Source organism: Enterococcus sp. AAFC-DPL-5182 (assembly GCF_058216605.1).
In genome coordinates, this window is sequence record NZ_CM177101.1 from 1805305 (window position 1) to 1828476 (window position 23172).

The window sequence follows — 23172 nt, forward strand, 5'->3', positions numbered from 1 at the left end:
AATAGCTGTCGTTTTTTATTTTAAATAATACTGACACATGGTAAAATTTGGTAAGAGTCAAAGACCTTTTTGACTAGTAAAATGAGTAATTTACTTTTTTATATAAAGAGTCGATTTAATTTGAGTAATGGAGGATGGGGAATGTTAGAAGTAAAGAATTTGGTTAAAACATTTGGGGACTATACAGCAGTAGATAATATGTCATTTGAAATTCCAGATGGGAAAATACTTGGATTAATCGGTCAAAATGGGGCTGGTAAGACAACAACTTTCCGTTTGATCTTGGATTTTTTAACACAAGACAGCGGTGTTGTCCTTTGGAATGGCCATCAATTAAGTGGTAAGGACTATAACGATATTGGTTACTTGCCAGAAGAGCGAGGATTATATCCAAAAGTTTCGATTCAAGAACAATTGATTTATTTTGCTGAATTACGTGGCAAGACGAAAAAAGAAATCGAACCTAAAATTGATGAGTGGATGGAGAAATTTAAAGTCAAAGGCAAAAAAACGGATAAAGTAAAATCATTGTCTAAAGGAAACCAACAAAAAGTTCAACTGATTGCAACGCTAATTCATGAACCAAAATTAGTTATATTAGATGAACCATTTAGTGGTTTGGATCCAGTTAATGCCGAATTATTAAAAGATGGAATCATCGCTTTGAAAGAGAAAGGTTCTTGTGTTATTTTCTCTAGTCATAATATGGATAACGTTGAAAAAATATGTGATCATCTTGTAATGTTGAGAAGTGGAAAAATGGTTTTAAATGGTAAAGTTCACGAAATCCGCGAAAGTTTCGGACGGACAAAAGTCTTTTTAGAATCGCCATTGACCCCAGAAGACGTATTAGCAATTGATGGTGTAATTTCAGCAGTAAAACGTAGCGATGGCGTTGTTGAAGTAACGTTAAGCGATCCAAAAGCAGGGCAAGAAATCTTTGCTCGTGCCACTCAATTTGGTTATATTCCGATGTTTAATCAACAGCCACCCACCTTAGAAGAAATATTCAAGATGAAAGCAGGTGAACCAAATGAGTAAATTTTGGATTATAGCGAGTGATGTTTATAAAAAGAACGTGAAGTCTGTTTCTTTCGTGATTATGATATTGGTACCGTTTCTTGTGATGGGAATTATTTATATCGCAGGTTCATTGGCAGGTGGATTTTCTGAAGAGACAAAAGTTGGGCTAGTTTCAGATAATCAAGAATTAGCGACACAGCTAGCAAAATCAAAAACAGATGATTATACATTTAAAGTTGTTCAGTCGCAAAAAGAAGCTGAAAAACAATTAAAAGACAAAGACTTAGATGCTTTTCTTGTTTTAGATACTAAAACAGAACAAATCAAAGGGAAATTATATGCAGAGTCTTCATTAGGGACAACGACTGAGTTGATGATGGGACAAATGCTAAATGGTGTTCAATCATCCTTGAACGCGAGTAAACTGAATTTAACCCCAGAGCAGTTAGCAAGTTTGAGTCAACCAGCAAACTTCGAAAAGACTAAAGTTAGTTTCGATGATAACGGTAAAATGACAACAGGACAAGACAATACAGCGATTCAATCGGCGATGTCATTTGTGATAACCATCATTCTTTGGGTGATCATTATTACCTATGCTTCCATTATTGCACAAGAAATTGCTTCCGAAAAAGGAACTCGCATCATGGAAGTTATTTTATCAAGTACCAAAGCGCAAACCCATTTTTATGGAAAATTGACGGGAGTTATTTTAGTAGCTCTTACACAAATTTTGATTTATGCAGCTGCGATTGGAATTGGTTATACACAATTAAAAGATCTTGATATGGTAAAAGGCTTCTTAGAAGGCTTATCCTCTGCAAATATTTTTGGTAGCTTTCTGTTTTTCACTTTGGCATTTTTTGTGCTAGGTGTATTAGTTTATTCAGTATTAGCAGCACTATGTGGTTCATTGGTATCGAAACCAGAAGATACAGCTAAAGCTGTTCAGCCTATTATCTATGTTGCTATGATTGGGTATTTCATTGGGATTTCATTAGGAACAACCGATCCACAAAATATTGTGATCAAAGTTTCTTCTTATATTCCATTGATTTCATCTTTTATTATGCCAATTCGACTAGCAAGTGAGACAGTGACAAACACAGGCGCGATGATTTCTGTTTTGATTTTGGTTGTTTTTGGCGTATTATTAACAATGTTTTCAGCAAAACTTTACAAATCTAATGTATTAGTTTATAGCGAAGGCGGTGTGTTTAAGTCTCTAAAACAATCGATTTCGATTTTAAGAAATGAACGTAAAAAAGTGGCTAAATGAGACTGAAAAGAGCAATGAAGATTTTTCTTCACTGCTCTTTTATTTGTTTTAGGGGAGGGACAGTGTTTCGTTCAATCAACTGCACACTCATTGCTTGTTCTGGAATTATTTCTTTATTTAACTGATTATGAATATAGATAAATGAGTTTTCAGCTTGGAGTTTGATAGAGTAGTCTACGGTTGTAATATGCATTAACCGGCTGATTTCGCTATTGTCAAAACCGATGACAGCGACATCTTCAGGAACAGAATAACCTAAAGATTGCAACTCAGAGATAAAGCCCGCTGCAACTGAATCGGTGTAAAATGCCATTGCATCCGTTTTAGTGGACATTTTATGCCATAATTGAGCAATCGTGCGTCCATTATCAAGCCTTGCTTTATCATGGAAGATCCATTCATTTTTAACAGGCATATTTTTTTCTTTATGAAAATCATCAATTGCTTTTAACCGAGCTTTTGTATTCAAATTTTCAAAATTGCCTAACACATGACCGATTGAACGATAACCTCTTTGATAAAGATACTCTAACGATCGAAAATAGCCAGAATAATGATCGACATATGAAGAATAGATTCGTTCAGAATCAATGCGGTGCCAAGTCGCGATTGGGCCATAAATACTATATGGTTCAATAACCTCCCATTTATTTGCTCGAGTCAAAATAAACATACCATCTAATTGTTTATATTTCATTTGATTTAATGCATCGATTTCCTTTTTTTTATCTCCATCAGTAAAGTAGAGCGTCACATAGTAATTATATTTTTTGGCAATAGAGATAAAGCTTTGAAGAAAAATCCCCAAAGGATCAATAAAACCGTGAGCGAGAAAACCAATTGTTTTCGTTTCGCCACTTTGAAGATTTCGGGCAATTAAATTTGGCGAGTACGACAGCGCTTCCATTGCATCTAAAACTTTTTTTCGGCTTTCCTGACTAACATAACCATTTCCTGAAATTACTCTGGAAACAGTAGATTTAGAGACTTGGGCTTTTTTTGCAACATCAATAATTGTGGTCATTATAACACCTCGTTAGTTGAATAGTAGTTCTTTTCCTTTTTAAGTATAACATATAATAATTAAAAAAAGAGCTTGACATGGGAACATTCCCATAAATTATGATTGAAATGTAAACGATGTCAGAACGTATTCTGAACAATAAATCAGGAGGGAAACACATGACAAGAGAAGCATTGAAAATTGCAACAATTGGTGGAGGATCAAGCTATACACCAGAACTGATCGAAGGCTACATTAAAAGAAAAGATGAACTGCCAATCAAAGAAATTTGGCTAGTAGATATTGAAGAAGGTAGAGAAAAGTTAGAAACAGTCGGAGCTATGGCTAAAAGAATGGTTAAAGCAGCTGGCTTAGATTGGGAAGTTCACTTAACATTAGATCGTCGTGCAGCTTTAAAAGATGCTGACTTTGTATCGACCCAATTTCGAGTTGGTTTATTAGATGCTCGAATAAAAGATGAACGTATTCCTTTATCACATGGTGTTTTAGGTCAAGAAACAAATGGAGCCGGCGGTATGTTTAAAGCCTTCCGTACGATTCCAGTGATTCTTGGAATTATTGAAGATATGAAAGAGCTATGTCCAGATGCATGGCTAGTTAATTTTACTAATCCTGCTGGTATGGTTACAGAAGCTGCAATTAAGCACGGCGGTTGGAAAAAAACAGCTGGTTTATGTAATGTACCGATTGGTCACAGAAAACAAGCAGCTGAAAAATTAGGTATTCCTGAAGATGACTTATTCTTTAAATTTGCAGGAATCAATCACTTCCATTGGCACCGTGTCTGGGACAAACAAGGAAATGAACGGACACAAGAACTGATTGATTTGATTTATGGCCCTCAAGAAGATTCTGAAAGTCATTTGAAAAATATTCATAATGCACCATTCCATTATGAACAAATCAAAGATTTAGGTATGTTGCCATGTGGCTACCACCGTTATTACTATATCGAAGACGAAATGCTGAAACATTCGATCGAAGAGTTTGAAAAAGGAGAAACAAGAGCTCAAGTCGTGAAAGAGACTGAGGCTCGCCTGTTTGAACTTTATAAAGATCCTAATTTAGACTACAAACCGAAAGAATTGGAACAACGTGGTGGTACACATTATAGTGATGCCGCTTGTGAATTAATTGCATCTATTCATAATGATAAGCGAACAGATATGGTTGTTTCAACTGAAAACAATGGTACGATCACTGATTTACCTTATGACTGTGTTGTAGAAGTTTCAGGCCCTGTAACTGCACATGGACATGAACCATATAACTGGGGAGCGTTCCCACCCGCAGCACGTGGTATTATCCAGGTAATGAAAGGTATGGAAGAAACTGTTATTCGTGCGGCTATTGATGGAGATTACGGTGCGGCATTACATGCATTCACAATTAATCCGTTAGTTCCGGGAGGAGTAATGGCTAAAACCTTATTGGATGAACTATTGATTGCCCATAAAGATCATCTACCAAACTTTTCTGAAGCTATTACTAAGATTGAGACAGAACAACCTGATACAGTAGCTTATGTTACGGAATTAATGAAAACCAATTAAATTTTTATCAAAGAACAAGACCAAACAAATTCGTTTGGTCTTGTTCTTTTTATTCATGATTCATTAGACTTTTTTGAATAAGCATGACAAGTTCAAGCCACATTCGCTCATCAAGAAAACTATTTACGAAGAAGAAGGTTTGATTTTCTTTTTCTTCATGTACTTCAAAATTATCAATAATCGCGATGTCGGCTTCAATTAATTTGTTCGTAAAATTGATTGATTCGGAATTAAAAAGTGTTAAAAGCTTATTTTTAATAAAGATAGAACCAAAATTATTACTACTATACTGAATATAAATCGTGATACTAGGGACTAAAAACATATCAGTCAAAATAGTTAATAACATACATATTCCAAAATTAAATGAAGGATCGATTGTAAATTCAGGATGATTTTTTCTGAAATTTTTATAAAACCGATAATTTTTTGGATGTTTTTTTAAATATTTTTTTAGAAATTCTGTGTTGTCTTGTTCATTAATCATTACTTGTCTGAAAAAGTACATCGGATTAATTTCAAAAAAGGTAGAATAAACAAGACCGATAAGCACATAATAGAAAATGCTGGCTTTTTCTGTGGAAGTCATTGGATTAGAAGGATAGAAACTTTTTTCATATTCATTAACGAGCAATTCACTAGAGAAAACTAAAGAGGAGGATCTAGGGAAGCTATCAAACAGTTTGATTTTTTCTTTTGAAGAGTCGATATCCGAGATAAAACTTCTGAGCATCAAATCAAAAAATAATCGTTCTTCTTCTGATATGAAGTACCTTTTAACGAGTGTCGAAATTTCTGTGGCAACTTCAAATGGTTTCAGTATATCTTTAATTTCTAGCGGTAAATCTATTGGATATTTATACTGTCGTACGATTGTAATGCCTAACATTAATTTTATCCGTTTAATGACTGATGCAGAATAGCGTCTTTCTAATTTTTTAATTAGATCCGGGCAAGTAAAGACGCAGTTAAGCTCAGATTCAAAAGGGATGATGATACCACGATAGGCATTCCAATAGAAGTAAAAATAAAACATCCTCAAGTGTTTTTCTTCACCGCATAAATTTCCATTTAAATGAAAAGCTACTTTTATATGGAAACTTTTAAGTTGTTCGTTCAAAGCATTTATTTGCTTATAAAGATAAGGGATACTGACAAATAAATCTTCTGCTAGTTCATCAGCAGTTAAGTAGTTCCTGGTAAGAATACTTGAAATGATTTTAAACTGTAAAGAGTCATTCAAATAATGAAGTCTTAACTGAACAACTAAATAATCAATTTTAAAATCTGAATAATTATTTAATTGAAAACTACCTGTATTTTTTTCGAAAACAATCATTTTTAACTCTTCATTACTTTTAACATCTGATTCTAACTCATTAAAATATCGTTTTAAAGTACTTAAAGAAATATCTAAATAATGTTGGAGGTAAGAGAAAGAAACCTTTTCACCATCTTTAAAAACTAATTCTTTAAAAAGTTCTAATTTTTTCTTATTTTTATCATTTAAAAAAAATTCCATTCATCTACGTCCTTTAATTAGTAGTTTTCCGTGGAATTATAGAGTAGAAAAAAAACAAAGTCAATGAAGCGTGCATCTAAATGAGTATAATTTGTTTTTTATATGTTATTTTTATGCATGAAAAAAACGCTTTAAATTAATTTAAGTTGTGTTTGTCCTGTTATTTTATCTAAAAAAGGTCTGAAATGTGTTCAGTTTTGGATTTTCAAAAAATTTTTTTATGTTTTATGATAATAAAGTAACACGAAAGAGAAAAATTTTTAATTAAAATCTCCGGAATTTATTTATTATATTTAAATAATGTTTTTAGGGTTCATTTAATATATTTTTTGAGAAAAAGGAGAACCGGAGAATGAAAGGGGGTACTATGAAAAAAAAATATGTTATTTTCCTAAGTATTATTTTTATAACGATATCATTCTTTCAACTTTTTAATACAGTAGAAGCAGTAAACTATAATACTGAAATCGGTTTAACTTTTAACAGTGACGTAGCGGCTGGAAGTGATTCAAGTTCAAGTGCCTTATCTGAAAGTAGCACAAATGAGACTTTAGAGAGTACTACTACAACTAGCAAAAAAGAGTTGCCAGAAACAAGGGGTGGAAAAAGAGCTAAGCCTGATGAGATAGGATTTTTACCCAGTACTGGAATGAAGAATAACGTTTTATACCTACTATTAGGTTCGCTAATGTTAATCATTGTTTTTTGTTACTCAGTTTTAAAGCCTATAGGAGCTTTAATAAGAATACCCGTAAAGAAGAGGAAAAAATGAAGAAAAAAGTGATCTGTTCTATCAAATGAGAATACTTGAAAATGGACCATAATGAAAGGGGAGGAGAAATGGCAAAATTGCTCAATTTTAAATCCTATAATGCACTTAAAAGATTTTGCATGGAATAGGAGGAAGGAAAATGAAGAAAAAAAAATGGTATCTTATCTCAGTGCTGTTTGTTGTACTCGTCGTCTTTACAAGTGTTCTTTATCCAAAGTCGGAAGCAAAAAAAGTAATAAAAGCAGCAGAGGACCAGAAAAATATCAATTACCAAACTAAAACTGAAGAAGTACCTCCATTAGTAACAGACCAAGCAGTTCTTTCTAAGTATAACTTATTAGTGAGTTGGGAAGGATATACCCGCTATGCCTCCGATAACTGGAGTCAAAATAATAATTGGAACGGAACAACTTCTCAGTATCTTATAAGTGACAGAAGTCTGAGGTCGTCAGCTTCTCCCCGTACTGTAACTTTTAATATTAATGGGAAAATGAATAATTACGGACTTGTAAAAAGTACTATTCGTACAATTCCTGGTCATTATTATCAACTTTCCACTGAAATGACTGCAAGTGCTTATGCTGGAACTAGTGCGAGATATGCTCTAAATTGGCTATCAAACTCAGACGTGAATAGTCCGGTGTCTGTTTATTCAGACTACAGTAGATTAATAGAGCGCGGATTTGGTCCTACAACTGTGACAAAAATTGTTCAGGCTACAACAAATGAAATGACTCTTGTTTTTAGTATAGGTCCATTGGTAGATTATTATTCTGCGGCGTATTTTCGGAATACATCTATTGTTGATTTAAATCAAGGAATTGTAGAATCTAGAGCAAGTCTTGATGCTTTGTTTACAGATAGCACTCATACCGAGTTGAAATTGTCTACGACACAAGAAGAAATAGATAAAACAAAGAAATTGATTGATACTGTTGTTCATATTGGAATTAATGCTGAACTAACAAAAGAACTGGCAAAAGCTCAAGCGTTGCTGGATAAAATAGTCATGTCATTGACTATTCCCGATGATTTAGTCAATGATCCGAAAAATGAACGCAGCCATACGATCACAGGAAAAACATATCCGAATTCATTTGTTCAATTTTCTGGCGTATCGGATTTTCCAGAGGGAACTTTAAATTCAGAAGTTGCTAATGATGTAAGAAAATATCAAATTCGTGCAGATAGTGAAGGGAATTTTAGTTACTCTTTACCAAAAGACAAATATTTTAAGGAATATGAAACAGTCACTGTTTTCAGCATGCTTCGAGGGAAAACAGCTTCTCAAGTACGTATCATAAAAGACGTAGTACCTCCAGAAAAACCAACGCTAAATTTAATTAATGACCAAGACGGCACAGTTTCTGGAAAAGCTGAAGCAGGATCGACGGTAAATATATATGATAAGTCAAATGGAGCAATATTTTTGACTGGAAAAGCAGATATAAATGGTCAGTTTTCAATTACTGTTCCAGCAGCTAAGAAGCCAATCGTACCATATAAAATTTATTATGCTACTTCAACAGACGCCGCTGGAAACGTTAGTATTGCTTCAGATATACAAACTGTAGCTGATACAACAGCGCCTAAAGCAGATGCAGTTAAACAAGCTTTAACATTGGGAGATTCACTCCCATCAACAGAGAAGATGCTTAAAAACATTTCTGACAATGCAGGTATTGGTGCAGATAATTTAACGATAAAAATGACGAAGGTCCCAGATATTTCTAAAGCGGGATATAAAACAGCTGAAATTACCTTAACAGATAAAGCAGGCAACTTTTTAGTTGTAGTCGTACCAATAACTGTTAAGGATGAGTCAACAATGGTTGACAGTAGTTACCTTCTTAAAGCATATAATTTTTCTGCTTTAGCAATTGATTTGCCCGAAACTGCTGAAGAACAAAGAAAATTTGTTTTAGAGCACGGACAAGTTGAAGCTTGGAGTTTAGTGACAGGCAAGATGATTAACGATAAGCTGACGTACAATCAAGGATTATTAAAAAAACAACCAGGAGTATACACAATCACAGTCACAATTGATCGATTGACAAGAGTATTTAACGTTACCCTGCTTGAGGGGAATTTAGCTTTCGATAAGACAGTCGATAAGATCTCTTTTGGTACACAAACAATCAGATCAAAAGAACAGTTCATTTCTTCTGAAAATAAGCTAAGTATCTCTGTAAACGATACTCGATTTAAGTTGAATAAATGGCGCTTAATGGCAAAAATGGAACAGCCTCTAAAAACGAAAGACGGTATTATCTCAGCTAGTGGATTGATTTATCGATCTTACGATTCAGGGGAAATTGTAGATACAAATCTTAATAATCTGGATACGCCAGTTTATGAACCAAATAAATTAAGCAATGGTGTTATTCAAGTAGACTTTACGAAAGATAAAGAAAAAGAAGTGATTCTAAATGTGTTGCCAGGAAGTGTTCGTTCGGACAAAGAATATACTGCTCAAATAATGTGGACACTCGAGAATGGACCGTGATGAAAGGGGAGGGAAATGAAGAAAAATATCAAAATGATTATTATTTTTCTGACTCTATCGCTAGGCGGAGTTTGTTTAGGGGCGAGTGCAGCTTTTGCAAATGGAACAACAGGGAATAAATCCGAAGGGGAGATTTATTATACTGAAAATACAGAAGTTACCCCGCTGCTTGATTCGTCTCATCCTGGTGAATCAATAAAGATCATTTCATCAATTCCTGTCCAACCAGGGACATCAGGCCCCTTGAGTGTCGATTTTGCTCCTCATGTTGTTTTTGGAGAACATGACGGATCACAGAAAAATGATATTTACTATGCAAAGTTAACAAGAATAAAGAGATTAGTAGATGGTTCGGAAGAAGAAGTACCTAATTTCCTTCAACTAACAGATAATCGAGGGAAAAAATCTGGATGGCGACTAACGGTCAAACAAAATGGTCAACTTAGGAATGGCGCACATTCATTAAAAGGTGCTGAAATAACGCTAAAAAACATTCGATTGTTCTCCCCAAATGACGGGGCTAAACCAATTGTTACCGAAAGTGTAAGGTTGGAGCCTGAGGGTGGGGAAGCGACAGAAGTATCTAAATCGACAGAAACGTCCGGTAAAGGAACTTGGATCATTATGTTTGGAAAAGATAAAGAGGAAAGTAAAACCAGCATACAAGTAAGTGTTCCGGGAACAGTCGAAAAGAAAAAAGGTAACTATACAACTTCCTTAACTTGGGAGCTGATTGATACACCAATTTAACATTAAAGGAGAAGAAAACATGATATTGAAAAAAAGTTTAACAGTAACTACCACAGGAATAGTAACGTTTGCGAGTTTTTTACTAGGAACACCAGCGGCATTTGCTGAAACGACAAATGAAAGTGAAGTAAAACCGCCAATTACAATTAAGGATCCAGCAAAATCTGAAGCAGAAATTACATTTGAGCAAAATGAAACGGATACTACGCCTCCAGTTGGTCCTGATGGAGAAGAAATGGAAACACCGGGTGAAGGCGATACTGGGATGGTTGGTCCATTAACGATTGACTATATTACAAAAGTAAATTTTGGCCTAGTTAAGGTTTCTGGTAATAATGAAACCTATTTTGCAAAATTAGCAAAAATCAACTTAAAAGGCATTTCGGAACCAAAAGAGGTTCCTAACTATGTTCAAATTACCGATAGTCGTGGATCAAACGCTGGTTGGCAGTTGCAACTTAAACAAGACGCACAATTCGAAGCGAAAGACAAAGACAATAGTATTTCTACACTGGTAGGTGCTTCGTTGAGTTTTGACAATCCAACCTTGAAGTCTTCTCAAAAAGGGTCGGAGTTCGCTCCATTAGGAATTAAACAAACACTTACACCAGGTGAAGGTGCTGTGACAGTGGTTAATGCTCCAGCTGGTAAAGGTATGGGAACTTGGCACTATACATTGGGAGATACTGATGAGCAAGCAGCGAAAAGTATTTCGTTATATGTTCCTGGGGATACTGCAAAATTAAAGAATGCAGCGTATAAAACTGTATTAACTTGGACATTAGTTGATGGTCCAGATCAATCAAACGTTAATTTGAATGAAGTACCTTAAGCATAAAAGAAGAGTATAAAAAAGAAAAGAGGATATTAATTATGAAAAAAACAAGAACAATTGCTTCGGCACTACTAATTAGCACATTTATTTTAGGAGCGGCTTCACCAGCTTTCGCTGATCAAGTTGCAGCTCCAACCACTGATGCAACAGTAAAATTTGAATCAGAATCACTAGATGCAGATAACGGAGGAAATACCATCGATCCGACTAATCCAGATGGAAATGGTGTAAAACCTGATACAGGCGAAGGCTCTACAGGAACAAAAGGACCATTGAGAGTCGATTTCGCACCAAACTTTAAGTTTGGTACAGTAACAATGTCTGGTAATGCGGCAGATTACCATCCATTATACCCAAAAGTGAGTCTATTAGATGAAACTGGTAAAGTTACAGATCCTCTACAAGCAAAATATGTTCCTCACTACGTTCAAGTAACAGATAATAGAGGTACAAATGAAGGGTGGGATTTAACTGTATCTGCTACTCCATTTAAAGGGACTGTTATAGATACGGAAGCAGACTTAAAAGCTACGTTAACACTAGGTCACTCACAATTTTCTACACAAGTAAAACCAGTTAATGGAAAAGACTTTAAACCAGATACACTAAATACAAATGTGACTCTAACAACGGATGCTAAACCACTTATCGTAGCGAAAACTGACCAAGGGATGGGATCATGGGCAGCAGTATTCAGCAAAGATACAACGGCTACTTTGACAGACACTGACAGAAACCCTAATGTAACACTTAGCGTTCCTGCTGATTCTAAGAAAAACCCTAAAGAAGAATACAAGTCTACTATAACTTGGACACTTTCAACAACTCCAACATCGACTAAATAAAAAGTTTAATATGAACAATCATTGCAGCAACAGAATGTTACTGTCGTTGCAATGATTGATTTTTACATAAAAACAACACGACGACATAAAATCAAACATAAGTAAGTTGGGAGAAATTATTAATGAATAAACGAATAATATCACTATTACTTTTGATCATCATGATAAGCTCTTTGCCATTGAATGCATCAGCACAAGACGGAACAATGAATTTCTCCGTAACTGCGGTCATTCCTGATAATCAAATTGATAAAACAAAAACGTATTTCGATTTAAAAATGAAGCCCGGACAAGTTCAGGAATTAGAAGTTTCGATGAATAATCCTTTAGATGAAGAAGTTACTGTAGAAAATAATGCTAACACAGCAATTACAAACGATAACGGAATTGTCGATTATAGTAATGCGGACCCTAAATTAGATGAAACATTGAAAGCACCTTTTTCTGTTATTAGTGAGGTAGAAAAAGAAACAACAATTCCAGCTAAAAGCTCAAAAATATTGAAAATAAAAGTGACGATGCCAGACAAAGAATTAGATGGTGTCATTTTGGGTGGACTTCATTTTACTGAAAAAGAAGATAAGGAAAAGGACGATAAAGAAAACTCAGGAGTTCAGATCAAAAATCGTTTCGCGTTTGCGATAGGTGTATTGATTAGACAAAACGATAATATTGTCAAACCTGACTTGAAACTTGGTAAAATCCAACCTTCACAGGTCAATTATAGAAATGTTTTGAAAGCGAATATTCAAAATACGCAGCCTGTAATCATTCAAGATATGGAAATCGATGCTCGGGTAACTAAAAAAGGAAGTAAAGAAACCTTATTTGAACAGAAGAAACCTGGAGTTCGTATGGCACCCAATTCTAATTTTAATTTTGGAATGAGTTGGGAAAATCAAGAATTTAAAGCAGGGAAGTATACCTTGCATATGAATGTTTCAAGTGGATCTGAAAAATGGAAATGGTCTAAAGACTTTGAAATCAGTCAAAAAGAAGCCAAAGAACTGAATGAAAAAGCTGTTGAGTTAAAGGTAGATTATACAAAATGGTACATTATTGGCGGCGTAGTTGGAGTTATAGTGTTAATGCTGATAACTTTTGGATTAAGTCAATATATTAGTAAGAGAAGAAGACGTAAAAGAAAAAGATTAAAGGTTGAGGCAGCTAAAAGAAGAAAAAAAACAAGTGGTAAAAAGCGCAACAGTAATAATGCTAATAGAAATAAAAAATGATTTTTAAGAAAAGTTATTGAGCATTAACAAATTTAATATACAGGGGAAATGTATTATGTACAACATAGGTTATTTTTCATTAAGAACACCTCAAAATGATTACTACAAAACTTTGGATTCAGATCAACAATGCTCACTTAAACTAATTGAAGAATTTTGTTTAGATGATTTAGACGGATTAGATGTGCTTGTAATAGAAGAAAGTATTGAACTTAATTTTACTAATATTTGTGAGTGGTTATTAGAGATAAGGAAAATTTCTGATATTTATATACTTATATTAGCAGATGAAGAACAAATGGTTTTTACCTCCCGAATGGTTTATTTAAAATTGGGAGCAGATGGCATCTTCACAGAAGAGGCAGATGAATTAGATTTAATTGTAAAAAATATTTTGAAAAGAATCAAAAAAGAAACGATTAAAAAGAAAGATAAAGAGTCTTCATTTGAAATAATACCTGAGAAGTCATGTGTATTAGTCAATAAAAAACAAGAAGTCGATTTAACTAGACAAGAATTCTTAGCCTTGACGATTTTATATAAAAATAAAAACCAAACTGTAACTTATGAAGATATATACAGAGGAGTTTGGCCTAAAAATTCAGGTGAGGTTCAAAAAAATCGAGTGTGTAATCTTGTTTCTCACGTAAGAAAGAAATTTGCTGATTTAAAGAACTCACCAGTGCAAGTGAAAACAATTCGTTCAATTGGCTATATTCTAGATACTTCTTTTTCTGAAAAAGAAGTATAGAACGAAAGAATGACTCAAGATAGTGTATTAAACTAAAAAAGTCGTATAAATTCATTTCGAATTTGTACGGCTTTTTATGGTTAGTAGATTTCAATTCCGGAAATATCATGTAATAATGAGTCCATAGGTTCAATATTAAAATTATATGAACGATAACGAAATAAATGATTCAAAAGAATAAAGACAGAAATCTCAGTAAATAAAAATACTTTTAAAGAAGCAATTGAAAGACTAAGTAGAGATATCGCTATAAATAAAATGATAAATAATGAAAATAAACGTTTAATTTGATTGGTATTTGAAATCAAGATTTCTTTAGTCTCTGAATTTACTTTGATTTTTTGAGAAAAACGGAAAAGACCTTCTCTAAACTCAAGAGTATCTCCAATTTCAGCATCTATTTCAGTTGTTATATTATTAAATAATTTCCCCTGTTTTACACCATTTTTATATACAATGAAATGACGAACGCAGCCCCACGTTGTTTGTCGTTTTAAGTTAATTTTCATAATAACCACCTCCTAAGACTATTTTCACATAATCAGAGTAATAAAGAATCAAACAAAAGACCGATTTATTTTGAAATTTTTATCCTGCTAAAGTCGTAGTTTATTTGGGATAATGGACTGAACAAATTGAAAAGAACGAATTGAAAAGAACGAATGCAGAAGCTGCATTCGTTCTAAATTAAATTATTCTTGTTCTAAAGAGGGAAGGTAAGTATATTCTGCTATGCTAGCAGCATGCGTACCAGCAACATGGCCAGTGACGAAAGCGGCAGTGACATTATATCCTCCAGTATAGCCATTGATATCAAGTAACTCGCCAGCAAAAAACAAACCATTGACCAACTTACTTTCCATTGTTTTAGGTTGGATTTCTTTTAAGGAAATTCCTCCGCCAGTGACAAAAGACTTTTCGATAGGTAGTGTTTTTGTAGCCGTTATCCGAAAAGTCTTTAAGTAATTGGTCAGTTGATTGATGTGTTGTTCTAAGACTTGTTTTGATTGGTAGTCAGATAGTTTTGTTTCGGTTAAGACGAAATCTAGTAGTCGTTCTGGAACAAGATTTTTCAAAGCATTTTTCAAGGATTTTTCGGAATGTTCTAAAAGTTTTTTCTTTATTTCATTATTCAGCTCTGCTGCTGATTTTTGCGGGAAAATATCAAGTTGTAACGTAACAGGCTTCTGCTGATTTTTAACTAATTCTTGATTAATAAAACTTGAACATCTTAAAGCGGCAGGACCAGAGAGACCAAAATGTGTAAACAGAAGATCCATCTGATGTTCTACAATTATTTTTCCTTTACTATTCAAAACGGAAAGAGAAACATCCTGAAGTGAAAGACCTTGTAGTGTTTTTTCTTTAATAAGATCGTCATCAGAGATTATTGGAGATTCAGTTGCGTATAAAGGGCTAATAGTATGACCCAATCTTTTGGCTAGTTTATAGCCATCACCTGTTGAACCAGTTGAAGGATATGTGCGACCGCCTGTTGTTAAAATAACACAAGGGGCGTAAATTTTCTCATGCTCTAAAGAAACGCCAATTACTTGATCTTCTTTGCGTAAGATTTTCTCGACTTTTGCTTCTGTATAAATCGTTACATCCAGTTGTTCTAATTGGTTAAATAATGTTTCAACAATTGTTTTTGAACGATCTGTGACTGGAAACATACGTCCGTGATCTTCCTCTTTTAAATGGGTTCCGTTTGATTCGAAAAATTCCATAATATCGTAATTGTTGAATTGTGAAAAAGCACTGTATAAAAATTTTCCATTTCCGGGGATATGTGCGATGATTTCATCTGCAGGACGATTGTTGGTCACATTGCAGCGTCCACCGCCAGTTAATAAGAGTTTTTTACCTACGCGTTTGTTTTTTTCTATTAATAAAGTATTGCTGCCAGATTTTGCTGCAGCGATGGCAGCCATCATGCCGCTAGTACCAGCTCCGACGACAATAACATCAAATGATTTCATAAATTCTCCTCCGATTCAATGGTAGTTTAACACAATTTTCAAAACTTTTTCTACTTTTTTTGCAATTCATAGTAAAAAATTGTGGAAATTTTCAGAATTTAGGTTAAAATAGGATTATAACAATGAGAGGGTGATTAAATGGAAGCAAAACAGTACGTGGAAGAGATTCAAAAGAAGATTCATGAAAATGATCGAGGGCAAGTGGAATACTTGCAAGCTGTCGATGAATTTTTACCAACGGTTGAAGTATTTTTAAAAGAAAATCCAGCATTCATTGAAGCCAATATTTTAGGAGTCTTGATTGAACCTGAGAGAATTTTACAGTTTAGAGTTCCTTGGCAAGATGATCAAGGAAATTGGCAAGTCAACCGTGGGTATCGTGTCCAGTATAATTCTGCGATTGGGCCTTATAAAGGTGGCTTACGTTTTCACCCTAGCGTGAATTTAAGTGTGATGAAATTTTTAGCCTTTGAACAAATTTTTAAAAACAGCTTAACTGGTTTGCCAATTGGCGGCGGTAAAGGGGGAAGCGATTTTGACCCTAAAGGAAAATCAGATGCTGAAGTCATGCGTTTTTGTCAAAGCTTCATGACAGAGCTGCAAAAGCATATTGGACCAAGTACTGACGTACCGGCAGGAGATATCGGTGTTGGTGCCAGAGAGATCGGATACTTATTCGGTATGTATAAACGTTTGAGAAATTATGATGCAGGCGTTCTGACAGGCAAACCACTAGGATATTGGGGAAGCCAAGCAAGAACAGAAGCTACTGGTTACGGATGTGTTTATTTTGTTAAGCATCTATTGAAAGACTTAAACGATTCTTTTGAAGGAAAAAAAGTTGTGGTTTCTGGAAGTGGAAATGTATCGATCTACGCAATGGAAAAAGCCAAAGAATTAGGGGCAACTGTTCTAACTTGTTCTGATTCAAGCGGATTTGTTTACGATCCAAAAGGAATCGATGTTGAATTAGTAAAAGAACTAAAAGAAAAAAATCGTGAACGTATTTCTAAATATATAGATACTCATTCAGATGCGACTTATTACGAGGGTCAATCAGTTTGGGACTTTGAAATCAGTTACGATATCGCTTTGCCATGTGCTACTCAAAACGAAATCAATGAGAAACAAGCTGAAATTTTAGTGAAAAACGGCGGAAAAGTTGTGGCTGAAGGTGCCAATATGCCTTGTACGTTAGATGCTGTTGAGGTGCTTGAGAGAGCAGGTGTGTTGTATTGCCCAGGTAAAGCCGCAAATGCCGGTGGTGTAGCAGTCTCTGCCTTAGAAATGAGCCAAAACTCAGAACGCTTATCTTGGTCATTTGAAAAAGTAGATGGTATGCTGGATGATATTATGAAAAATATTTACGAAACATGCCGTGATACTGCTAATAAATATGATGCTACAAACAATTTTGTCTTAGGAGCAAATGTCGCTGGATTTGAAAAAGTAGCTCAAGCGATGCTTAGTCAAGGACTAGTTTAATCACCTGACCAATCCGTTTAGTGAGATGAGTTTAGTTAGAATGATCGTGGTGTATGGTGCACGATCATTCTTTATTTTTGTTGAAGCTATTCTAATTTTGTGTTATAAAATAACCTTTTTACATGAATTAAAATAAAATTGGTACACTCAGTCATAATTTGCTTGAAAAAAGGAGCAAAAGAACGTAAAGTAGATACTGTATTAAGTTTAATTTCAAGGAGGAGAAGGAATGTCACACATTCAATTTGATTATTCCAATTTGACACCATTTGTTGCTGATCATGAATTGGAATACATGCAGACTCAAGTGACTGCAGTAGACAAAGCGTTAAGAGAAGGAACAGGAGCTGGAAGTGATTTTACTGGTTGGATCGATCTGCCAGAAAATTATGATAAAGATGAATTCGCCCGCATTAAAAAAGCGGCTGAAAAAATCCAATCTGATTCGGAAGTTTTAGTTGTGATTGGTATTGGTGGTTCATACTTAGGTGCGAGAGCAGCAATTGAATTTTTACACCACTCATTTAATAATTTATTACCAGCATCTGAAAGAAAAGCACCTCAAGTTTTCTTCGCTGGAAATAGTATCAGCTCGACTTACTTAGCTGATTTGATCAATGTTATTGGTGACCGTGACTTCTCTGTAAATGTGATTTCTAAATCGGGCACAACGACTGAGCCGGCTATTGCATTTAGAGTATTTAAAGAATTATTGATTAAAAAATATGGCAAAGAAGAAGCAAACAAGCGTATCTATGCAACAACTGATCGTGCTAAAGGTGCTGTTAAAGTTGAAGCAGATGCGGAAGGTTGGGAAACATTTGTAATTCCTGATGATGTTGGCGGACGTTTCACTGTATTGACTCCAGTTGGTCTATTACCAATCGCAGTTAGCGGTGGGGATATTGATGCGCTGATGACAGGTGCAAATGATGCACGTAAAGAATATGCAGCAACAACTGATTTAAGTAAAAACCAAGCGTATCAATACGCTGCGTTGAGAAATATCTTATATCGTAAAGGCAAAACAACTGAAATGTTGATCAACTATGAACCAGGAATGCATTACTTCTCTGAGTGGTGGAAACAACTTTTTGGTGAATCAGAAGGAAAAGATCAAAAAGGGATATTCCCTGCAGCAGCAGATTTCTCTACTGATTTGCATTCAATGGGGCAATATGTTCAAGATGGTATGCGTAACTTATTTGAAACAGTTGTTAAAGTTGAAACACCACGTCATGTTGTTTCAATTCCAGAGCTTGCAGAAGATTTAGATGGATTAGGGTATTTACAAGGGAAAGAAATTGATTTTGTAAACACTAAAGCCTTTGAAGGTACCTTGCTTGCTCATACTGATGGTGGCGTACCAAATATGATCGTTAAAATTCCTGCAATGGATGCTTATTCATTAGGTTATGTGATGTACTTCTTTGAAATTGCAGTTGGTATTTCAGGTTACTTGAATGGTGTGAATCCATTCGACCAAGAGGGTGTGGAGGCATACAAGAAAAATATGTTTGCATTACTTGGTAAACCAGGATTTGAGGAGTTAGCAAAAGAATTGAATGCTCGTCTGTAATATAAGACCGTTCATTTGATTTTAAGATAAAAATACCGCTGGTTGGAAGTGATAATTCCACCTAGCGGTATTTTTTGATGGGGGTTATTCAGGTTTAAATAAGAAGTTTTGAATACAAGAAAATAATTCAAACCATGTTAGTTCATCATACGCATTAGATATATAGAATACTTTTTGATTTTTTTGAACTGCTCCAGATTCAAAACAGTCAGTGATTATCAGTTCAGCATCATCAATGTTATTGGTAATATGCAATGTTTCAGGATTAAAAATGGTATGCAGCCTATTTTTCAAATAAACCATACCTAGGTTGTTTCTAGAGTATTGAATATAAACAGAGACGGAGGGGAATAAAAAAGTTTCTGTTAAAATCGTTAACAAGACACACATCCCAAAATCAAATGAAGGAGCTACTGAAAAATCAGGATTATTTTTCCGAAAATTTTCGTAAAATTTATAAACTTTCGGATTTTTCTTAATCGATAGTGAATTTTTTTTGTCCTGATTAAAAGCAGCTCTGAAAAACTGAAAGGGACTGATTGAAAAATAAGTCGCCTGAATCAATCCGATAAGAGAATAGTAAAAGACGATTGCTTTTTGCTTTTTCCCCATAGAAGAGTTAGGATAAAAATATTTTTCGTATTCATCCACTAATAAATCACAGTCTTTAATGAGTGGTAATGTCCTTGGAAAGGAATTATAAAGCCTGATTTGATCATTCAAGTCATCTATTTCGGAAATATAACATCTGGAAATTAAATTGAAAAATAAAATCTCATCCTCTGAGGCAAGAAATGGTTCAATTAGTTGTGAAATATCATTTGTTGTCGAGAAGTTTCTGGATAACTCCCTGATTTTTTTGGGTAATCGAATAGGATGTTTTTCTTGTCTCACCATAAATAGACCCACCATAAATTCTAAACGTTTAATAACCGATTCAGAATAGTTCCTCTTTAGTTCAGCAAAATCAACGGAAGCGGAAAATCTATTCATGTTATCAAAATCGAATGTCCAAGTGATTCCTCGATAGGTACTCCAAAAAAAGTAGAAGTTAAGCATTCTTATATATTTTTCTTTTCCTTGGAAGTTTGTGGTTGGATGAAATATAATTTTTAAAGGAAATCGTTTTAATTCAACATTTAGAGCAGTGATATTTTTATAAAGATGGGAAGGACTAACATATAATTTTTCTGCTAAGTCTTCTACGGAATTATAATGATTCAACAAGAGCTCCAAAAGTATTTTGAATTGTAGGGAGTGTTCCAAATAGTTTAGGCGTAATCGTATGGAGAGATAATTCGTATTATGTTCGGAATTATTCTGAATAAGAAAACCTCCAATTCTTTTCTCCAATAAAATATTCTTAAGGTTGTCATTATTTTTAATATCCACTGTTAACTCATCAAAGTAACGTTTTAATGTACTTAAAGAAACATCAAGAAAATATTGCAAATATGAAAATGAGATTTCTTCATTTTCTCTGTATAGCAATTCAGTAAACAGTTCTATTTTTTTTTGACTTTTTTCGTTTAATAGGATGTCCATTTCATCAACCTTTTTCTCTGCTTTTCCCAAATTATAGAAACAGAACAAGTTAAAGTCAACTTATTTGGATAGACTCACATATAACAGTAATTATTTATTTTTATAATAACAAAATTTTCTTTTTTAACGAACTTTATCGTATAAAAATATTAGTGGGTCTTCCATGGTAAAACAAGCCTTTATCATGGAAGATCCACTAATATGGAATCAGTATACAAGATATTTGAAAGATATTTTGCTCTTGTTCAGTTATTTAAACTCATCGTCCTTTGGATAAGGAAGGATGTGTAATGAGTAGTCTTCCTCAGTGGTTTCATTAGAATCTGGTTCTTGGTAATATTGATTATCTGAGTGTGATTCTTGTTTGAAATTATCTTGATAGCTTAGGTCATTCTGATTTAAATCGTTGGACTGATTGGACATTACTTGATTATTTTGAGCTAGTCGTTCTTTAGCGGCTTGTTCTGCTTGATGAACATTTTTATGGCGTGATTGTTTATTTCCACCTGTAAAAGTTAAATAAATAATCAAAATAATCATAATGATCGTTACTATAATTAAACCAATAAACATGCCAAATGAAATAAACATGATGGTGATCCTCCTTCGTTGATCCGATACTTCTTCAGTTTATCAAATGTTGCGTGTACAGTCATCTATTTTTCTTGTATATTAGTAATTAAGTTTGATTATTATCAAAATTGAACTGGCTAATTAGAAGAATGGGAGGAACAAAGTATGAACACATTGGACGCAATGGACTATTTAAAAGGCAAAAAGTGGATTGATTTGAGTCACGAGGTACATGACAAAATTCCGCGTTTTGGTGCTTTTAATGCTTCTCGGGAGGAAACATTATTTAAAATCAAAGAAGATGTTTTTTTTGCAAAGGAACTTACATTTCCTACTCAGTACAGTACACATATCGATGCCCCAATTCATTTTGCGCAAGGCAAGCGTTATTTGCACGAATTAGAATTAAAAGAGTTGATGTTACCGTTATATGTTATCCATAAGGAAGAGCTAGTCAAAGAAAATCATGATTATTGTGTGACGGTCCAAGATATTATGGACTTTGAAACTGAGTTTGGTATACTTCCCAAGGAAGCTTTCATTGCATTTGCAAGTGGTTGGTCGAATCGCTGGGACTCCCCAGAAAAATATTATAATCGAGACGAAGACGGGAATTCTCACACGCCAGGTTGGAGTCTAGAAGCTCTGAAATATCTTAATGAAGTGCGAGATGTTACAGCAATCGGGCATGAGACGTTAGACACAGATAGTGCTGTAGATTTCAGAAAAAATAAAGGTTTGTTTGGCGAGTACTATTGGTTAAAACAAGACAAATACCAAGTTGAAGTGATGCGTAATTTGGATCAAGTTCCATCGGTCGGCAGTGTTATTTTGACTAATTTTCCCAATGTGTTGAACGCACCTGGCTTTCCAGTACGTTCGTTTGCTATATTACCAAACTGAAATACGATGTAAGTATGCGAAAAAGCATACAGAAATTGATTGCTAAATAGCCTGATCATTGATAGAATAATTGTTGTATAGTAATTATTACAAAATGATTTTGATTCTAAGTTGTATGATGACAGGACTAGTAATCGGCTTTTACTCTAGTAAAAACGAATGTATATGCCAATGTTATTGTTGACTATATTGATGACTGATTTGTCCTTCTCGTGCAACTATACGAGGAGGGCATTTTTTTGAAGGTAAGTATTTTTTCTACATGTGTTGTTGATTTATTATTCCCTAATGTAGGGCAGGCGATGGTGGAGGTATTAGAGCGTTTTGGTTGTGAGACATCATTACCAGATAAACAAACGTGCTGCGGGCAACCGACTTATAATAGCGGATATATAAAAGAGAGCTATGCCACTTTAAAAAATCAAATCGATTGCTTCGAGGAGGCAGAATACGTAGTCGGACCAGCTGGTTCTTGTGTCGGAATGTTAAGAGAGTACAAACATTTCTTAAAAGATGATCCTATCTATGGCCCGAAGGCTGAAAAACTAGCAGCTAAGTCATTTGAATTTAGTCAATTTCTTTATCGGGTATTGGGCGTGAAAGACGTTGGCGCTACGTTGAATGCAAAGGCAACGTACCATCGTTCCTGTCACATGACGAGAATTTTGAAGGAGCGAGAAGCCCCATTTGTCTTATTAGATCATGTCGAGGGTTTAGAAATGGTTCCATTAAATCATATAGAGAACTGTTGTGGATTTGGAGGAACTTTCTCAGTAAAAATGCCGGAAATATCTGAACAAATGGTCACAGAAAAAATGAATGACGTAATCGATACTAAGGCAGAAATTTTGATCAGCGCAGATATGGGTTGTTTGATGAATATCGGAGGCAAATTCAATCGAGATGGAAAGCAAATCAAAATTATGCATATTGCAGAAGTTCTAAATCAACAAGTGAATAATAAACGCATGGATCAGCCAAAACGAATGACACTCATCTAGGAGGAGAGA

20 protein-coding genes are annotated in these 23172 nt (G+C 34.5%); 14 read left to right on the forward strand and 6 right to left on the reverse strand.

What is annotated here, in order from left to right:
• Positions 1–141: 141 nt before the first annotated feature.
• Positions 142–1041, forward strand: a complete 900-nt coding sequence (locus tag AC4BB7_RS08335) for an ABC transporter ATP-binding protein (RefSeq protein WP_086312951.1) — start codon at positions 142–144, stop codon at positions 1039–1041.
• Positions 1034–2302 (forward strand): ABC transporter permease, encoded by a 1269-nt coding sequence (locus AC4BB7_RS08340; protein ID WP_490485038.1) that lies wholly within the window; start codon positions 1034–1036, stop codon positions 2300–2302. The genes AC4BB7_RS08335 and AC4BB7_RS08340 overlap by 8 nt, the downstream gene beginning before the upstream one ends.
• A gap of 28 nt (positions 2303–2330) precedes the next feature.
• Here AC4BB7_RS08340 and AC4BB7_RS08345 read toward each other — a convergent pair whose 3' ends face one another.
• On the reverse strand, positions 2331–3326 hold the full coding sequence (locus AC4BB7_RS08345) for a LacI family DNA-binding transcriptional regulator (RefSeq protein ID WP_086312953.1): 996 nt from the start codon (positions 3324–3326) through the stop codon (positions 2331–2333).
• A gap of 158 nt (positions 3327–3484) precedes the next feature.
• On the opposite strand from AC4BB7_RS08345, the gene AC4BB7_RS08350 reads away from it, so the two are divergent.
• A complete protein-coding gene (locus tag AC4BB7_RS08350; protein WP_490485039.1) occupies positions 3485–4879 on the forward strand; it encodes a 6-phospho-beta-glucosidase in 1395 nt (464 codons plus the stop codon).
• Positions 4880–4928: 49 nt separating this feature from the next.
• On the opposite strand, the gene AC4BB7_RS08355 is transcribed toward AC4BB7_RS08350, so the two are convergent.
• Positions 4929–6401, reverse strand: a complete 1473-nt coding sequence (locus AC4BB7_RS08355) for a helix-turn-helix domain-containing protein (RefSeq protein WP_339098946.1) — start codon at positions 6399–6401, stop codon at positions 4929–4931.
• 352 nt (positions 6402–6753) lie between these two features.
• Here AC4BB7_RS08355 and AC4BB7_RS08360 point away from each other — a divergent pair, with 352 nt between their 5' ends.
• The 7 genes from AC4BB7_RS08360 (at position 6754) to AC4BB7_RS08390 (ending at position 14095) form a co-directional block, all read left to right on the forward strand.
• The gene (locus tag AC4BB7_RS08360) at positions 6754–7173 is read left to right on the forward strand and encodes an EF2685/EF0750 family sortase-dependent surface protein (protein WP_490485040.1); all 420 of its coding nucleotides are present in this window, start codon (positions 6754–6756) and stop codon (positions 7171–7173) included.
• Positions 7174–7312: 139 nt separating this feature from the next.
• Positions 7313–9679, forward strand: coding sequence for an Ig-like domain-containing protein (locus AC4BB7_RS08365; protein WP_490485041.1), 2367 nt, complete (start codon positions 7313–7315; stop codon positions 9677–9679).
• A 15-nt stretch (positions 9680–9694) separates the two neighbouring features.
• Positions 9695–10429 carry a WxL domain-containing protein gene (locus tag AC4BB7_RS08370; RefSeq protein ID WP_490485042.1) on the forward strand — a complete coding sequence of 245 codons (735 nt, stop codon included), beginning with the start codon at positions 9695–9697 and terminating at the stop codon, positions 10427–10429.
• A gap of 19 nt (positions 10430–10448) precedes the next feature.
• Positions 10449–11261, forward strand: coding sequence for a WxL domain-containing protein (locus AC4BB7_RS08375; RefSeq protein WP_490485043.1), 813 nt, complete (start codon positions 10449–10451; stop codon positions 11259–11261).
• 41 nt (positions 11262–11302) lie between these two features.
• A complete protein-coding gene (locus AC4BB7_RS08380; RefSeq protein ID WP_490485044.1) occupies positions 11303–12109 on the forward strand; it encodes a WxL domain-containing protein in 807 nt (268 codons plus the stop codon).
• Positions 12110–12231: 122 nt separating this feature from the next.
• Positions 12232–13344, forward strand: coding sequence for a WxLIP family cell surface protein (locus tag AC4BB7_RS08385; protein ID WP_490485045.1), 1113 nt, complete (start codon positions 12232–12234; stop codon positions 13342–13344).
• A gap of 55 nt (positions 13345–13399) precedes the next feature.
• Complete coding sequence (locus tag AC4BB7_RS08390; protein WP_490485046.1) at positions 13400–14095, forward strand: winged helix-turn-helix domain-containing protein; 696 nt, start codon at positions 13400–13402, stop codon at positions 14093–14095.
• 80 nt (positions 14096–14175) lie between these two features.
• On the opposite strand, the gene AC4BB7_RS08395 is transcribed toward AC4BB7_RS08390, so the two are convergent.
• Both AC4BB7_RS08395 and AC4BB7_RS08400 read right to left on the reverse strand, forming a co-directional pair.
• A complete protein-coding gene (locus AC4BB7_RS08395; protein ID WP_490485047.1) occupies positions 14176–14604 on the reverse strand; it encodes a hypothetical protein in 429 nt (142 codons plus the stop codon).
• A gap of 183 nt (positions 14605–14787) precedes the next feature.
• Complete coding sequence (locus AC4BB7_RS08400) at positions 14788–16077, reverse strand: BaiN/RdsA family NAD(P)/FAD-dependent oxidoreductase (RefSeq protein ID WP_490485048.1); 1290 nt, start codon at positions 16075–16077, stop codon at positions 14788–14790.
• 138 nt (positions 16078–16215) lie between these two features.
• Between AC4BB7_RS08400 and gdhA the strand changes: the two genes are divergently transcribed.
• Both gdhA and AC4BB7_RS08410 read left to right on the forward strand, forming a co-directional pair.
• Positions 16216–17562, forward strand: a complete 1347-nt coding sequence (gdhA, locus tag AC4BB7_RS08405; RefSeq protein ID WP_086312964.1) for an NADP-specific glutamate dehydrogenase — start codon at positions 16216–16218, stop codon at positions 17560–17562.
• Between the two features lie 229 nt (positions 17563–17791).
• Positions 17792–19141, forward strand: coding sequence for a glucose-6-phosphate isomerase (locus AC4BB7_RS08410; RefSeq protein WP_490485049.1), 1350 nt, complete (start codon positions 17792–17794; stop codon positions 19139–19141).
• 84 nt (positions 19142–19225) lie between these two features.
• Here AC4BB7_RS08410 and AC4BB7_RS08415 read toward each other — a convergent pair whose 3' ends face one another.
• Both AC4BB7_RS08415 and AC4BB7_RS08420 read right to left on the reverse strand, forming a co-directional pair.
• The gene (locus tag AC4BB7_RS08415; protein ID WP_490485050.1) at positions 19226–20686 is read right to left on the reverse strand and encodes a helix-turn-helix domain-containing protein; all 1461 of its coding nucleotides are present in this window, start codon (positions 20684–20686) and stop codon (positions 19226–19228) included.
• A 249-nt stretch (positions 20687–20935) separates the two neighbouring features.
• Complete coding sequence (locus AC4BB7_RS08420; protein ID WP_086312967.1) at positions 20936–21277, reverse strand: hypothetical protein; 342 nt, start codon at positions 21275–21277, stop codon at positions 20936–20938.
• Positions 21278–21424: 147 nt separating this feature from the next.
• Between AC4BB7_RS08420 and AC4BB7_RS08425 the strand changes: the two genes are divergently transcribed.
• Both AC4BB7_RS08425 and AC4BB7_RS08430 read left to right on the forward strand, forming a co-directional pair.
• The gene (locus tag AC4BB7_RS08425) at positions 21425–22162 is read left to right on the forward strand and encodes a cyclase family protein (protein WP_490485051.1); all 738 of its coding nucleotides are present in this window, start codon (positions 21425–21427) and stop codon (positions 22160–22162) included.
• A 239-nt stretch (positions 22163–22401) separates the two neighbouring features.
• The gene (locus tag AC4BB7_RS08430; protein ID WP_490485052.1) at positions 22402–23163 is read left to right on the forward strand and encodes a (Fe-S)-binding protein; all 762 of its coding nucleotides are present in this window, start codon (positions 22402–22404) and stop codon (positions 23161–23163) included.
• Positions 23164–23172 lie beyond the last annotated feature (9 nt).

Bases quoted from the DNA above. Each gene is read 5' to 3' on its own strand.
- AC4BB7_RS08385 (WP_490485045.1), top strand. From the start codon at position 12,232: ATGAATAAACGAATAATATCACTATTACTTTTGATCATCATGATAAGC.
- AC4BB7_RS08415 (WP_490485050.1), bottom strand. From the start codon at position 20,686: ATGGACATCCTATTAAACGAAAAAAGTCAAAAAAAAATAGAACTGTTT.
- AC4BB7_RS08350 (WP_490485039.1), top strand. From the start codon at position 3,485: ATGACAAGAGAAGCATTGAAAATTGCAACAATTGGTGGAGGATCAAGC.
- AC4BB7_RS08410 (WP_490485049.1), top strand. From the start codon at position 17,792: ATGTCACACATTCAATTTGATTATTCCAATTTGACACCATTTGTTGCT.
- AC4BB7_RS08425 (WP_490485051.1), top strand. From the start codon at position 21,425: ATGAACACATTGGACGCAATGGACTATTTAAAAGGCAAAAAGTGGATT.
- AC4BB7_RS08395 (WP_490485047.1), bottom strand. From the start codon at position 14,604: ATGAAAATTAACTTAAAACGACAAACAACGTGGGGCTGCGTTCGTCAT.
- AC4BB7_RS08380 (WP_490485044.1), top strand. From the start codon at position 11,303: ATGAAAAAAACAAGAACAATTGCTTCGGCACTACTAATTAGCACATTT.
- AC4BB7_RS08365 (WP_490485041.1), top strand. From the start codon at position 7,313: ATGAAGAAAAAAAAATGGTATCTTATCTCAGTGCTGTTTGTTGTACTC.
- AC4BB7_RS08345 (WP_086312953.1), bottom strand. From the start codon at position 3,326: ATGACCACAATTATTGATGTTGCAAAAAAAGCCCAAGTCTCTAAATCT.
- AC4BB7_RS08355 (WP_339098946.1), bottom strand. From the start codon at position 6,401: ATGGAATTTTTTTTAAATGATAAAAATAAGAAAAAATTAGAACTTTTT.
- AC4BB7_RS08420 (WP_086312967.1), bottom strand. From the start codon at position 21,277: ATGTTTATTTCATTTGGCATGTTTATTGGTTTAATTATAGTAACGATC.
- AC4BB7_RS08390 (WP_490485046.1), top strand. From the start codon at position 13,400: ATGTACAACATAGGTTATTTTTCATTAAGAACACCTCAAAATGATTAC.
- AC4BB7_RS08375 (WP_490485043.1), top strand. From the start codon at position 10,449: ATGATATTGAAAAAAAGTTTAACAGTAACTACCACAGGAATAGTAACG.
- AC4BB7_RS08370 (WP_490485042.1), top strand. From the start codon at position 9,695: ATGAAGAAAAATATCAAAATGATTATTATTTTTCTGACTCTATCGCTA.
- AC4BB7_RS08400 (WP_490485048.1), bottom strand. From the start codon at position 16,077: ATGAAATCATTTGATGTTATTGTCGTCGGAGCTGGTACTAGCGGCATG.
- gdhA (WP_086312964.1), top strand. From the start codon at position 16,216: ATGGAAGCAAAACAGTACGTGGAAGAGATTCAAAAGAAGATTCATGAA.
- AC4BB7_RS08335 (WP_086312951.1), top strand. From the start codon at position 142: ATGTTAGAAGTAAAGAATTTGGTTAAAACATTTGGGGACTATACAGCA.
- AC4BB7_RS08340 (WP_490485038.1), top strand. From the start codon at position 1,034: ATGAGTAAATTTTGGATTATAGCGAGTGATGTTTATAAAAAGAACGTG.
- AC4BB7_RS08360 (WP_490485040.1), top strand. From the start codon at position 6,754: ATGAAAGGGGGTACTATGAAAAAAAAATATGTTATTTTCCTAAGTATT.